Raw genomic sequence first — 13,804 nt, forward strand, 5'->3', positions numbered from 1 at the left:
TGGAGATTCCTTTACAAATATGCTCTTACGTGCTATAATTTAAGTGACTATTTAAAAGGAGTTAATAAATATGCGGCAAGGTATTCTTAAATAAACTGTCAATTTGATAGCGGGAACAAATAATTAGATGTCCTTTTTTAGGAGGGCTTAGTTTTTTGTACCCAGTTTAAGAATACCTTTATCATGTGATTCTAAAGTATCCAGAGAATATCTGTATGCTTTGTATACCTATGGTTATGCATAAAAATCCCAGTGATAAAAGTATTTATCACTGGGATTTTTATGCCCTTTTGGGTTTTTGAATGGAGGAAAATCACATGAAAATTATTAATATTGGAGTTTTAGCTCATGTTGATGCAGGAAAAACTACCTTAACAGAAAGCTTATTATATAACAGTGGAGCGATTACAGAATTAGGAAGCGTGGACAAAGGTACAACGAGGACGGATAATACGCTTTTAGAACGTCAGAGAGGAATTACAATTCAGACAGGAATAACCTCTTTTCAGTGGGAAAATACGAAGGTGAACATCATAGACACGCCAGGACATATGGATTTCTTAGCAGAAGTATATCGTTCATTATCAGTTTTAGATGGGGCAATTCTACTGATTTCTGCAAAAGATGGCGTACAAGCACAAACTCGTATATTATTTCATGCACTTAGGAAAATGGGGATTCCCACAATCTTTTTTATCAATAAGATTGACCAAAATGGAATTGATTTATCAACGGTTTATCAGGATATTAAAGAGAAACTTTCTGCCGAAATTGTAATCAAACAGAAGGTAGAACTGTATCCTAATATGTGTGTGACGAACTTTACCGAATCTGAACAATGGGATACGGTAATAGAGGGAAACGATGACCTTTTAGAGAAATATATGTCCGGTAAATCATTAGAAGCATTGGAACTCGAACAAGAGGAAAGCATAAGATTTCATAATTGTTCCCTGTTCCCTGTTTATCACGGAAGTGCAAAAAACAATATAGGGATTGATAACCTTATAGAAGTGATTACGAATAAATTTTATTCATCAACACATCGAGGTCAGTCTGAACTTTGCGGAAAAGTTTTCAAAATTGAGTATTCGGAAAAAAGACAGCGTCTTGCATATATACGTCTTTATAGTGGCGTACTGCATTTGCGAGATTCGGTTAGAATATCGGAAAAGGAAAAAATAAAAATTACAGAAATGTATACTTCAATAAATGGTGAATTATGTAAAATCGATAAGGCTTATTCCGGGGAAATTGTTATTTTGCAGAATGAGTTTTTGAAGTTAAATAGTGTTCTTGGAGATACAAAGCTATTGCCACAGAGAGAGAGAATTGAAAATCCCCTCCCTCTGCTGCAAACGACTGTTGAACCGAGCAAACCTCAACAAAGGGAAATGTTACTTGATGCACTTTTAGAAATCTCCGACAGTGACCCGCTTCTGCGATATTATGTGGATTCTGCGACACATGAAATCATACTTTCTTTCTTAGGGAAAGTACAAATGGAAGTGACTTGTGCTCTGCTGCAAGAAAAGTATCATGTGGAGATAGAAATAAAAGAGCCTACAGTCATTTATATGGAAAGACCGTTAAAAAAAGCAGAGTATACCATTCACATCGAAGTTCCACCGAATCCTTTCTGGGCTTCCATTGGTCTATCTGTAGCACCGCTTCCATTAGGGAGCGGAGTACAGTATGAGAGCTCGGTTTCTCTTGGATACTTAAATCAATCGTTTCAAAATGCAGTTATGGAGGGGATACGCTATGGCTGTGAACAAGGATTGTATGGTTGGAATGTGACGGACTGTAAAATCTGTTTTAAGTATGGCTTATACTATAGCCCTGTTAGTACCCCAGCAGATTTTCGGATGCTTGCTCCTATTGTATTGGAACAAGTCTTAAAAAAAGCTGGAACAGAATTGTTAGAGCCATATCTTAGTTTTAAAATTTATGCGCCACAGGAATATCTTTCACGAGCATACAACGATGCTCCTAAATATTGTGCGAACATCGTAGACACTCAATTGAAAAATAATGAGGTCATTCTTAGTGGAGAAATCCCTGCTCGGTGTATTCAAGAATATCGTAGTGATTTAACTTTCTTTACAAATGGACGTAGTGTTTGTTTAACAGAGTTAAAAGGGTACCATGTTACTACCGGTGAACCTGTTTGCCAGCCCCGTCGTCCAAATAGTCGGATAGATAAAGTACGATATATGTTCAATAAAATAACTTAGTGTATTTTATGTTGTTATATAAATATGGTTTCTTGTTAAATAAGATGAAATATTTTTTAATAAAGATTTGAATTAAAGTGTAAAGGAGGAGATAGTTATTATAAACTACAAGTGGATATTGTGTCCTGTATGTGGAAATAAAACACGATTAAAGATAAGGGAAGATACTGAATTAAAAAAATTCCCCCTCTATTGTCCGAAATGCAGACAAGAAAATTTAATTGAAATAAAGCAGTTCAAAGTAACTGTGATTACAGAGCCAGACGCAAAGACGCAGAGCCGATAAAATGAGATTAATACAATCTCATTTTATCGGCTCTTTCCGTTATGTATGGATTCTTTTAATTAGTCTTCGATGTTTCTTGCTTCGTTGATACCGCTGGCTAAAGATTCCATTAAGGATAGTTCTTTGTCTGTAAAGCTATCCATGTATTTCTCTATCTGTAATCGTCGGGTGCTTTTTACCAAGTTATTAGCAGGTAGGGGTCCCGAGCGCCTACGAGGAATTTGTATCGATAAGAAATAGATTTAAAAATTTCGCTGTTATTTTGTACATTTAACTTGACGGTGACATCTCTCTATTGTGAGTTATTAGTGGTACAGTTTTCAACCGTTTTAATTATAAAAAAGTGGTGCATTTTTAAATTGGCACAAACAGGTAACGGTTATTGCAGGTGTATTTCTTATCTATGGGTTTAACATGGATTTTATCATTAAAATCATGAGTATTGTCCGAGAGTGATTGGTCTTGCGTATGGTTAACCCTAAAGTTATGGAAATAAGACTTAGAAGCAAACTTAAGAGTGTGTTGATTGTGCATTATCTTAAAATTTTGTATAATAGGAATTGAAGTTAAATTAGATGCTAAAAATTTGTAATTAAGAAGGAGGGATTCGTCATGTTGGTATTCCAAATGCGTAATGTAGATAAAACATCTACTGTTTTGAAATAGACTAAAAACAGTGATTACGCAGATAAATAAATACGTTAGATTAATTCCTACCAGTGACTAATCTTATGACTTTTTAAACAGATAACTAAAATTACAAACAAATCGTTTAACTTCTGTATTTATTTATAGATGTAATCACTTCAGGAGTGATTAGATGAACAAAAATATAAAATATTCTCAAAACTTTTTAACGAGTGAAAAAGTACTCAACCAAATAATAAAACAATTGAATTTAAAAGAAACCGATACCGTTTACGAAATTGGAACAGGTAAAGGGCATTTAACGACGAAACTGGCTAAAATAAGTAAACAGGTAACGTCTATTGAATTAGACAGTCATCTATTCAACTTATCGTCAGAAAAATTAAAACTGAACATTCGTGTCACTTTAATTCACCAAGATATTCTACAGTTTCAATTCCCTAACAAACAGAGGTATAAAATTGTTGGGAATATTCCTTACCATTTAAGCACACAAATTATTAAAAAAGTGGTTTTTGAAAGCCATGCGTCTGACATCTATCTGATTGTTGAAGAAGGATTCTACAAGCGTACCTTGGATATTCACCGAACACTAGGGTTGCTCTTGCACACTCAAGTCTCGATTCAGCAATTGCTTAAGCTGCCAGCGGAATGCTTTCATCCTAAACCAAAAGTAAACAGTGTCTTAATAAAACTTACCCGCCATACCACAGATGTTCCAGATAAATATTGGAAGCTATATACGTACTTTGTTTCAAAATGGGTCAATCGAGAATATCGTCAACTGTTTACTAAAAATCAGTTTCATCAAGCAATGAAACACGCCAAAGTAAACAATTTAAGTACCGTTACTTATGAGCAAGTATTGTCTATTTTTAATAGTTATCTATTATTTAACGGGAGGAAATAATTCTATGAGTCGCTTTTGTAAATTTGGAAAGTTACACGTTACTAAAGGGAATGTAGATAAATTATTAGGTATACTACTGACAGCTTCCAAGGAGCTAAAGAGGTCCCTAGCGCCTACGGGGAATTTGTATCGATAAGGAATAGATTTAAAAATTTCGCTGTTATTTTGTACAATAAGGATAAATTTGAATGGTACCATAAACGACCGTTTATGGTACCTTTTCATTTTCCTGCTTTTTCTAAATGTTTTTTAAGTAAATCAAGTACCAAAATCCGTTCCTTTTTCATAGTTCCTATATAGTTATACTTAATGAGTTATGGTACATTTAAATTATAAAATTAAGGAGGTTTTTTTATGATTTTTGGCTATGCTCGAGTGAGTACGGATGATCAAAATCTTAGTTTACAAATTGATGCACTTACTCATTATGGAATTGATAAATTATTTCAAGAAAAAGTAACTGGTGCGAAAAAAGACCGACCGCAATTAGAAGAAATGATCAACCTACTACGTGAAGGAGATTCTGTTGTCATTTACAAGTTAGATCGAATTTCACGATCAACTAAACATTTGATTGAACTTTCTGAATTATTTGAAGAACTTAGTGTCAATTTTATATCTATTCAAGATAACGTAGATACTTCAACGTCTATGGGAAGATTCTTTTTCCGAGTTATGGCTAGTTTAGCAGAACTGGAACGGGATATTATTATTGAACGAACTAACTCTGGTCTTAAGGCAGCCAGAGTCCGAGGAAAAAAAGGGGGCCGTCCAAGTAAAGGTAAGCTATCAATTGATTTAGCTTTAAAAATGTATGACAGCAAAGAGTATTCTATTCGTCAAATTCTTGATGCCTCTAAATTAAGCAAAACAACCTTTTACCGTTACCTCAATAAAAGGAATGCTTAAGATAAGGCTATGAAAAGAATTTTAACTACTTCACAGCGTGAACAACTTCTTTCTGTAGACCACTTATCAGAAGAGGATTTTAAAGCGTATTTTAGTTTTTCTGATTATGATCTGGAGGTTATTAATCAACACCGTGGAAAGGTCAATAAACTAGGATTTGCGATACAACTTTGTTTGGCCCGGTATCCTGGGTGTTCTTTAAGTAATTGGCCGATTAAATCAACCAGACTAACTTCTTATGTGAGTCGACAGCTCCATCTTGATGCAATTGATTTAAATTCATATGATCATAGAAATACACGTGCAAATCACTTCAACGAGATCTTAGAAGTATTCAACTATCATCGATTCGGTAGTGCTAATACACAAAAACAGTTAATAGAATATTTAATTGAACTAGCTTTAGAAAATGATGACTCTATCTATCTAATGAAAAAAACAATTGATTTCTTAACTCGAAAAAGAATTATTTTTCCATCTATAGCTACACTTGAAGACATTATAAGCCGCTGTCGAGATAAAGCAGAAAACAACTTATTTTCAATATTACTCTGTTCATTAACAGATATACAAATTGAAAAACTAGAGAGTTTGTTTCAAATTTATGAAGAGACGAAAATAACTAAACTCGCTTGGCTAAAAGACATTCCAGGTAAGGCAAATCCAGAAAGCTTTATGAGTATTTGTAAAAAAGTGGAAGTGATTGCTTCCATGGGACTCGGGACAATTAATGTCTCCCATATTAATCGGAACAGGTTTCTTCAGCTAGCTAGACTAGGGGAAAATTATGATGCATATGACTTCTCCCGTTTTGAGCTTGAAAAAAGATACTCTTTACTTATTGCTTTTTTAGTCAATCATCATCAATATCTGATCGATCAACTGATTGAGATTAATGACCGCATTTTAGCAAGTATTAAACGCAAAGGGACACGTGATTCACAAGAACAGTTAAAAGAAAAAGGAAAATTGGCTACTAAAAAATTGGAACATTATGCTTCTTTAATTGATGCTCTTCACTTTGCAAAAGATAATGATAGTAATCCTTTTGACGAAATTGAACGAATCATGCCTTGGGAAGATTTAGTACAAGATGGAGAAGAAGCTAAAAAAATTACAGGTAATAAAAATCATGGCTATTTAGAAATGGTTCGAAATAAAGCTAATTACCTCCGAAGATACACGCCAATGTTATTGAGGACCCTTTCGTTCAAAGCAACTCCGGCAGCAAATCCAGTCCTCATGGCCCTAACTCAACTAACTGATTTACACAATAGTGGTAAAAGAAAAATACCGGCAGATACTTCTACTGATTTTGTGAGTAAAAAATGGAAAAGCCTTGTTCGGCCAGAAGAGGGGAAAATAGATCGGTCTTACTATGAGTTAGTAGCTTTCACCGAGCTAAAGAACAATATTCGATCAGGAGATATTTCAGTTGAAGGAAGTATGATCCATCGAAATATTGATGATTACTTAGTTGATTTATCTGCTTGTATTGATTCAGAAACTATTCCAGACACGTTTGAGGACTATTTAAAGGATCGGGAAATAATTTTAGATTTACAGCTTCAATTTTATTCGACAGTTGATAAGAGAATTTCAAGAGCAAACCTTAAAAAGTTGGAAAAAGTTACACCTAGCGAAGCAGAAATATATAGAAAAAAACTTTATTCAATAATTCCTAAGATAAGGCTTAGTGATCTTTTAATTGAGGTGGACAGTTGGACCAACTTTTCACAAGAATTTAGTCATGATTCTACAGGGAAACCGCCGAGTGAACAAGAAAGAAAAATTATTTTTGCTGCTTTGCTGGGTTTAGGGATGAATATTGGTCTTGAAAAAATGGCCCAATCAACTCCTGGAATTTCTTATTCTCAGTTAGCCAATGCCAAACAATGGCGCTTTTATAAAGAAGCTCTGACTCGTGCTCAATCTGTTTTGGTTAATTATCAGTTAAAGCTTCCTGTTGCAGACTTTTGGGGTGAAGGAAAAACCACTGCTTCAGACGGAATGCGCGTCCCAGTGGGCGTCTCAGCTCTAAAATCCGATGTTAATCCACATTACAAAAGTATGGAAAAAGGAGCTACAATGATTCGATCAATAAATGATAGGCATACGACTCATCATATCGAGGTTGCTTCAACTAATACAAGGGAAGCTACTCATACCCTTGATGGCCTACTTTATCATGAAACAGATCTAGATATTGAGGAACATTTTACTGATACAAATGGGTATTCTGATCAGGTGTTTGGAATGACCGCATTACTAGGCTTTGATTTTGAACCTCGCATCAGAAATATAAAAAAATCACAATTATTTTCTATCAAATCACCTTCCTACTACCCTAACTTATCAGAAGATATAAGCGGAAAAATCAATGTAAAAATTATTGAAGAAAACTATGATGAAATTAAACGAATCGCCTATTCGATTCAAACAGGAAAAGTATCTAGTTCTTTACTATTAGGAAAGCTAGGCTCATACGCACGTAAGAATAGAGTAGCTCTTGCACTGAGAGAACTAGGTCGCATTGAAAAGAGCATTTTTATGATAGATTATATTACAGATAGTGAGCTACGGCGAAGGATCACTCATGGACTAAATAAGACAGAAGCGATTAATGCTTTAGCTAGAGAACTATTTTTTGGGCGACGCGGAAAATTTATGGAGCGCGATATTCGCCGACAACTTCAAAGTGCTAGTGCGCTTAATGTGTTAATAAATGCAATAAGTATATGGAACGCCGTCTACTTACAAGCAGCTTATAATTATCTCGTCAAAATAGATCCCGAAGTAACTAAGTATATGAAGCATGTATCTCCTATTAATTGGGAGCATATCACTTTTCTTGGAGAGTATAAATTTGACTTGTTATCTATTCCTAAACACTTAAGAGAATTGAATATAAAAAATAAATAGGCCTTGAAACATTGGTTTAGTGGGAATTTGTACCCCTTATCGATACAAATTCCCACTAAGCGCTCGGGACCCCAGGTAAGAAAAATTCATCAACGGAAACATGAAGTAACGATACAAGGTCATAAAGAACTTGTATGCTGGGGTGTTGCCCTTTATTTTCAATATTAGTTAAGTACCGTGGGTCAATTTCAATCAATGCTCCCACTTGTTCACGAGTTAAACCTCGTTTCAATCGAGCTTCTTTAATGGCTAAACCAAAGGCTCTAAAATCATATTTATCTTCTTTTTTACGCATAGTAGACCACCTCTATACATTTTATTGTTCCTACTGAATTAAAAACAGGTATAGAAAAACGTGTTATATGGTTTATAGGTTTATATTTAATAAAAAGCACTACTAAACGCCAATAAAAAAAACCGTTATATGGTAGTGCTATTTACGCTGTTAAAATATTGTATATTACTTCCAAATGGCGGTTTGTTGGAGGTCAACGTCGCCATGAAGTACATCATATACAATAAATTTCCTTACATTGGGTTCTTGTCAAAAAAAGTCGTCTATCTGCAATAGATAAGTACGTCCACCAATGTGGTTTTATAAATCATATAGATAGAATAACAGAAGCATGTAAACAGAGAAATAAATCTGTTTATATGCTTTTTTGGCTATTCAGAACTTTTTTACAAAGTTTATTTATCAGTAATGCAACAAATCCCCCTTTCACATTGGGACTAAGAGTGAAAGGAGATAAACGAGCAAGGCTCACTTCCTTTCCTAGACAGAAAGGGGGTGAGAAACATGAAACCATCTTCTTTTCAGACCACAATAGAAAATCAGTTTGACTATATCTGTAAACGTGCTATGGAAGACGAGCGAAAGAATTATATGCTTTATCTTTCAAGGATTGCAAAGCGTGAGGTGTCCTTTTCGGATGTTGGCGATTATCTTGTTAGCCAGTTTGCGACAACAGATAACTATTCAACTGACTTTCAGATTTTTACACTCAATGGGTTATCAGTAGGCGTTGAAAATGATTTGTTGAGTGAAGCATTACGTGAGTTGCCAGACAAGAAACGTGAAATTCTACTGCTGTTTTACTTTATGGACATGAGCGATTCAGAAATTGCAGACCTGTTGAAATTGAACCGTTCTACTGTCTATCGGCATAGAACCAGTGGACTAGCCTTAATTAAAAAGTTTATGGAGGAATTTGAAGAATGAAAACACAATATCCTATGATTCCCTTTCCTCTCATTGTAAAGGCAACAGATGGCGATACCGAAGCGATTAACCAGATTCTACATCATTACAGAGGGTACATAACGAAGCGTTCCCTACGACTTATGAAAGATGAATATGGCAATCAAAGTATGGTCGTTGATGAAGTCTTACGTGGAAGAATGGAAACCAGACTGATTACAAAGATTTTGTCATTTGAAATTAAGTAATATCCTCTCTCCTTTCGTGGAAGCGTGCTAAACCATTCCACGCTTCCCGAACAGGGAGGTTTGTTATTCCACCAAAGCATATTGAGCTTTCAATGTGTTTTGATAGGCTAACGAGCCATTGTTCTTTGAAAACTGAATAAAAGTAATCGAATACGTTTCGATAAGAAAAGAGCCAACGGAACTAACCGCCATGACCTATCTTATAAAGATAGCGAGCGATTCATGTTAGTGATCCGAGAAGCAATCTTTAGCAGGATTGCCTGCAACGACATTCTTATCGTGATAATGATACTCCCATACAGTCAATAGTCCGAGCGTGATAAAACCGTCGCAGGCAATGAGTATGGCTACATGAGAACCATGCAGGGGTGGAACTCCCGTGAGCTTTGCTAAAGCTGTTCGATTGCTGGTAAAACAACTTTTATGAAATCCAAATAAGTGATTTGGAAAGGAGGATTTTATGAAGCAGACTGACATTCCTATTTGGGAACGTTATACCCTAACCATTGAAGAAGCGTCAAAATATTTTCGTATTGGCGAAAACAAGCTACGACGCTTGGCAGAGGAAAATAAAAATGCAAATTGGCTGATTATGAATGGCAATCGTATTCAGATTAAACGAAAACAATTTGAAAAAATTATAGATACATTGAACGCAATCTAGCGTAGCCAAAGGGTCTTGTATATGATAAAATAGTATTAAGTCGTATCAGGGCTCTTTCCATAATGGAAAGGAGCAAATGCCATGTCAGAAAAAAGACGTGACAATAAAGGTCGAATTTTAAAGACTGGAGAGAGCCAACGAAAAGACGGAAGATACTTATACAAATATACAGATTCATTTGGAGAACCGCAATTTGTTTACTCGTGGAAACTTGTGGCTACAGACCGAGTACCAGCAGGAAAGCGTGATTGTATCTCACTTAGAGAGAAAATCGCAGAGTTACAGAAAGACATTCATGATGGTATTGATGTTGTAGGAAAGAAAATGACACTCTGCCAGCTTTACGCAAAACAGAACGCTCAAAGACCAAAGGTTAGAAAAAACACTGAAACTGGACGCAAATATCTTATGGATATTTTGAAGAAAGACAAGTTAGGTGTAAGAAGTATTGACAGTATTAAGCCATCAGACGCTAAAGAATGGGCTATTAGAATGAGTGAAAATGGTTATGCTTATCAAACCATCAATAACTACAAACGTTCTTTAAAGGCTTCATTCTATATTGCTATACAAGATGATTGTGTTCGGAAGAATCCATTTGACTTTCAACTGAAAGCAGTTCTTGATGATGATACTGTCCCTAAGACCGTACTAACAGAAGAACAGGAAGAAAAACTGTTAGCCTTTGCAAAAGCTGATAAAACCTACAGCAAAAATTATGATGAAATTCTGATACTCTTAAAAACAGGTCTTCGTATTTCAGAGTTTGGTGGTTTGACACTTCCAGATTTAGATTTTGAGAATCGTCTTGTCAATATAGACCATCAGCTATTGAGAGATACTGAAATTGGGTACTACATTGAAACACCAAAGACCAAAAGTGGCGAACGTCAAGTTCCTATGGTTGAAGAAGCCTATCAAGCATTTAAGCGAGTGTTAGCGAATCGAAAGAATGATAAGCGTGTTGAGATTGATGGATATAGTGATTTCCTCTTTCTTAATAGAAAGAACTATCCAAAAGTGGCAAGTGATTACAACGGCATGATGAAAGGTCTTGTTAAGAAATACAATAAGTATAACGAGGATAAATTGCCACACATCACTCCACATAGTTTGCGACATACATTCTGTACCAACTATGCAAATGCAGGAATGAATCCAAAGGCATTACAGTACATTATGGGACATGCTAATATAGCCATGACGCTGAACTATTACGCACATGCAACATTCGATTCTGCAATGGCAGAAATGAAACGCTTGAATAAAGAGAAGCAACAGGAGCGTCTTGTTGCTTAGTAGTACAAATGAATTTACTACTTATTTACCACTTCTGACAGCTAAGACATGAGGAAATATGCAAAGAAACGTGAAGTATCTTCCTACAGTAAAAATACTCGAAAGCACATAGAATAAGGCTTTACGAGCATTTAAGAAAATATAAAAAGATAATTAGAAATTTATACTTTGTTTATTTTAAAAAGATTAAAGCGGGCGTTTATTGGGCATGCCAGCCTTACGTGGATATTTATTTGGCGTTTCTTTTTTCTTTTCTACCACTGTGATGTAACGCGGATCTCCATTTGGTAGGGCGTAGCTGAGATTGTCTTCGACTTTACTAAAAAGGAGGTTGAGGGCATTTTTGGCTTCTAGTAACTCCTCTGGTGCATTGCTGGCCTTGAGTGCCAATAGTTTGCCACCAACTTGCAGGTAAGGAATTGTCAATTCAGACAAGACTTGCATACGGGCTACAGCACGAGCCGTTACAAAATCATATTGAGCACGGAATTTCTTGTCTTGGGCCAAGTCTTCGGCACGTCCATGGTAGAAATGTACACCGTCCAAATCCAATTCTTGAGCCAACAGTTGGAGGAAGTTGATGCGCTTATTTAGCGAATCAATGATGGTCACATCTAGCTGAGGATAGAGGATTTTCATAGGTAGACTAGGAAATCCTGCCCCGGCTCCAATATCAAGAAGTTTGATATTTTCATTGGGAATCAAATCTTGAAGAATGGGTGCAATCGAATCATAAAAATGTTTGAGATAAACTTCTTCCTTGTCTGTAATAGCTGTTAGATTAATCTTTTCATTCCATTCAACTAATAGCTCAAAATAACGTTCAAATTGTTTTTTTTGCTGGTCCGACAGTGGAAAATTTTGCTCGGCAAGCAAGTTGTAAAATGTTTCTGGTTTCATAGTTATTTCCTTCTTTAGTATCATCTTATTTTACCACAATCATTAAAAATTTGATATACTGGTACTAATCTAAAAGTAGAAAGGACTTATATAATGACTTGGATTATTCTTGGAGTTATCGCTCTTATTGTTATTTTTGTAATTGTTAGCTATAACGGTTTGGTTAAGAATCGTATGCAAACAAAGGAGGCCTGGAGCCAAATTGATGTTCAGTTGAAACGTCGAAATGACCTTTTGCCAAACTTGATTGAAACTGTAAAAGGTTATGCCAAATATGAAGGTTCTACCCTTGAAAAGGTGGCAGAACTACGTAACCAAGTGGCGGCAGCGACTTCACCATCAGAAGCTATGAAAGCTAGTGATGCCCTTACTCGTCAAGTTTCAGGTATTTTTGCAGTTGCAGAAAGCTATCCAGATTTGAAAGCTAGTGCCAACTTTGTTAAATTGCAAGAGGAGTTGACAAACACAGAAAATAAAATTTCTTACTCTCGTCAACTCTACAACAGTGTTGTCAGCAACTATAATGTAAAATTAGAAACTTTCCCAAGTAATATCATCGCTGGAATGTTTGGATTTAAAGCAGCAGATTTCCTTCAAACACCAGAAGAGGAAAAGGCAGTTCCTAAAGTTGATTTTAGCGGTTTAGGTGACTAAGATGTTGTTTGATCAAATTGCAAGCAATAAACGAAAAACATGGATTTTGTTGCTGGTATTTTTCCTACTCTTAGCTCTTGTTGGCTATGCAGTTGGTTACCTCTTTATGCGATCTGGGCTTGGTGGTTTGGTTATCGCACTGATTATCGGCTTTATCTATGCCTTGTCTATGATTTTTCAATCGACAGAGATTGTCATGTCCATGAATGGAGCGCGTGAGGTGGATGAGCAAACGGCACCAGACCTCTACCATGTAGTAGAAGATATGGCTATGGTCGCTCAGATTCCTATGCCTCGTGTTTTCATCATTGATGATCCAGCCTTAAATGCCTTTGCGACAGGTTCTAACCCTCAAAATGCGGCGGTTGCTGCGACTTCAGGTCTCCTAGCTATCATGAATCGTGAAGAACTAGAAGCTGTTATGGGACATGAAGTCAGTCATATTCGTAACTACGATATCCGCATTTCAACTATTGCTGTCGCCCTTGCTAGTGCTATCACCATGCTTTCTAGTATGGCAGGTCGTATGATGTGGTGGGGTGGAGCAGGTCGCAGACGAAGTGACGATGACCGAGATGGAAATGGCTTAGAGATCATTATGCTAGTGGTCTCCCTACTTGCAATTGTGCTGGCACCTCTCGCTGCAACCTTGGTGCAACTAGCTATTTCTCGTCAGAGGGAATTCCTAGCGGATGCTTCTAGTGTTGAGTTGACTCGCAATCCTCAAGGAATGATAAATGCTCTAGGTAAGTTGGATAATAGTAAACCGATGAGTCGTCCTGTAGATGATGCCAGCAGTGCACTTTATATCAATGATCCTAAGAAAGGGGGAGGGTTCCAAAAACTCTTTTATACCCACCCACCTATCTCAGAACGGATTGAACGTTTAAAACATATGTAAAAAGAATCCAGAGATCGTCTCTGGA

The 13,804-nt window shown here is 36.1% G+C and carries 13 protein-coding genes and 4 pseudogenes; 14 read left to right on the forward strand and 3 right to left on the reverse strand.

Annotation, left to right across the window (positions count from 1 at the left end; translation table 11 throughout):
- Window positions 1-254: 254 nt before the first annotated feature.
- From ACLNCW_RS00305 to ACLNCW_RS00315, 3 genes and pseudogenes are all read left to right on the forward strand, one after another.
- Window positions 255-302: pseudogene (locus tag ACLNCW_RS00305) on the forward strand (hypothetical protein); the annotation flags it as partial.
- 15 nt (window positions 303-317) lie between these two features.
- Window positions 318-2,237: a tetracycline resistance ribosomal protection protein Tet(M) gene (gene tet(M) / locus ACLNCW_RS00310; protein ID WP_274055248.1), complete on the forward strand. Its 1,920-nt coding sequence runs from the start codon at window positions 318-320 to the stop codon at window positions 2,235-2,237.
- 100 nt (window positions 2,238-2,337) lie between these two features.
- A complete protein-coding gene (locus ACLNCW_RS00315) occupies window positions 2,338-2,523 on the forward strand; it encodes a cysteine-rich KTR domain-containing protein (RefSeq protein WP_011058338.1) in 186 nt (61 codons plus the stop codon).
- Window positions 2,524-2,582: 59 nt separating this feature from the next.
- Here ACLNCW_RS00315 and ACLNCW_RS00320 read toward each other — a convergent pair.
- Window positions 2,583-2,720: pseudogene (locus ACLNCW_RS00320) on the reverse strand (XRE family transcriptional regulator); the annotation flags it as partial.
- Between the two features lie 283 nt (window positions 2,721-3,003).
- Here ACLNCW_RS00320 and ACLNCW_RS00325 point away from each other — a divergent pair.
- The 5 genes and pseudogenes from ACLNCW_RS00325 to ACLNCW_RS00345 form a co-directional block, all read left to right on the forward strand.
- Window positions 3,004-3,087 (forward strand): annotated as a pseudogene (locus ACLNCW_RS00325) (MLS leader peptide); the annotation flags it as partial.
- Window positions 3,088-3,135: 48 nt separating this feature from the next.
- On the forward strand, window positions 3,136-3,189 hold the full coding sequence (locus ACLNCW_RS00330) for a 23S rRNA methyltransferase attenuation leader peptide (RefSeq protein WP_117115223.1): 54 nt from the start codon (window positions 3,136-3,138) through the stop codon (window positions 3,187-3,189).
- A 154-nt stretch (window positions 3,190-3,343) separates the two neighbouring features.
- On the forward strand, window positions 3,344-4,081 hold the full coding sequence (erm(B), locus tag ACLNCW_RS00335; protein ID WP_001038790.1) for a 23S rRNA (adenine(2058)-N(6))-methyltransferase Erm(B): 738 nt from the start codon (window positions 3,344-3,346) through the stop codon (window positions 4,079-4,081).
- A gap of 354 nt (window positions 4,082-4,435) precedes the next feature.
- Entirely contained in the window at window positions 4,436-4,990 is a 555-nt protein-coding gene (locus ACLNCW_RS00340; RefSeq protein WP_000576156.1) for a recombinase family protein, read from the forward strand.
- A gap of 9 nt (window positions 4,991-4,999) precedes the next feature.
- Window positions 5,000-7,912 (forward strand): Tn3 family transposase, encoded by a 2,913-nt coding sequence (locus ACLNCW_RS00345; protein ID WP_424845174.1) that lies wholly within the window; start codon window positions 5,000-5,002, stop codon window positions 7,910-7,912.
- A gap of 73 nt (window positions 7,913-7,985) precedes the next feature.
- Here the strand turns inward: ACLNCW_RS00345 and ACLNCW_RS00350 are convergent.
- A pseudogene (locus tag ACLNCW_RS00350) lies at window positions 7,986-8,207 on the reverse strand (helix-turn-helix domain-containing protein); the annotation flags it as partial.
- A gap of 504 nt (window positions 8,208-8,711) precedes the next feature.
- Here ACLNCW_RS00350 and ACLNCW_RS00355 point away from each other — a divergent pair.
- From ACLNCW_RS00355 to ACLNCW_RS00375, 4 genes are all read left to right on the forward strand, one after another.
- A complete protein-coding gene (locus ACLNCW_RS00355; RefSeq protein WP_000804885.1) occupies window positions 8,712-9,134 on the forward strand; it encodes a sigma-70 family RNA polymerase sigma factor in 423 nt (140 codons plus the stop codon).
- On the forward strand, window positions 9,131-9,361 hold the full coding sequence (locus tag ACLNCW_RS00360; RefSeq protein ID WP_000857133.1) for a helix-turn-helix domain-containing protein: 231 nt from the start codon (window positions 9,131-9,133) through the stop codon (window positions 9,359-9,361). The genes ACLNCW_RS00355 and ACLNCW_RS00360 overlap by 4 nt, the downstream gene beginning before the upstream one ends.
- A 460-nt stretch (window positions 9,362-9,821) precedes the next feature.
- The gene (locus ACLNCW_RS00370; protein ID WP_160805708.1) at window positions 9,822-10,025 is read left to right on the forward strand and encodes an excisionase; all 204 of its coding nucleotides are present in this window, start codon (window positions 9,822-9,824) and stop codon (window positions 10,023-10,025) included.
- Between the two features lie 81 nt (window positions 10,026-10,106).
- Window positions 10,107-11,324 carry a tyrosine-type recombinase/integrase gene (locus tag ACLNCW_RS00375; protein ID WP_001291568.1) on the forward strand — a complete coding sequence of 406 codons (1,218 nt, stop codon included), beginning with the start codon at window positions 10,107-10,109 and terminating at the stop codon, window positions 11,322-11,324.
- Window positions 11,325-11,510: 186 nt separating this feature from the next.
- Here ACLNCW_RS00375 and rsmG read toward each other — a convergent pair whose 3' ends face one another.
- The gene (gene rsmG / locus ACLNCW_RS00380) at window positions 11,511-12,224 is read right to left on the reverse strand and encodes a 16S rRNA (guanine(527)-N(7))-methyltransferase RsmG (RefSeq protein WP_424845175.1); all 714 of its coding nucleotides are present in this window, start codon (window positions 12,222-12,224) and stop codon (window positions 11,511-11,513) included.
- Between the two features lie 93 nt (window positions 12,225-12,317).
- Between rsmG and ACLNCW_RS00385 the strand changes: the two genes are divergently transcribed.
- On the forward strand, window positions 12,318-12,878 hold the full coding sequence (locus ACLNCW_RS00385) for a LemA family protein (RefSeq protein ID WP_050234186.1): 561 nt from the start codon (window positions 12,318-12,320) through the stop codon (window positions 12,876-12,878).
- A gap of 1 nt (window position 12,879) precedes the next feature.
- Complete coding sequence (htpX, locus tag ACLNCW_RS00390; protein ID WP_166736720.1) at window positions 12,880-13,779, forward strand: zinc metalloprotease HtpX; 900 nt, start codon at window positions 12,880-12,882, stop codon at window positions 13,777-13,779.
- Window positions 13,780-13,804: the final 25 nt, after the last annotated feature.

It is taken from the genome of Streptococcus sp. CL6.22, from assembly GCF_049738055.1.
Classification (GTDB): Bacteria; Bacillota; Bacilli; order Lactobacillales; family Streptococcaceae; genus Streptococcus; species Streptococcus mitis_DJ.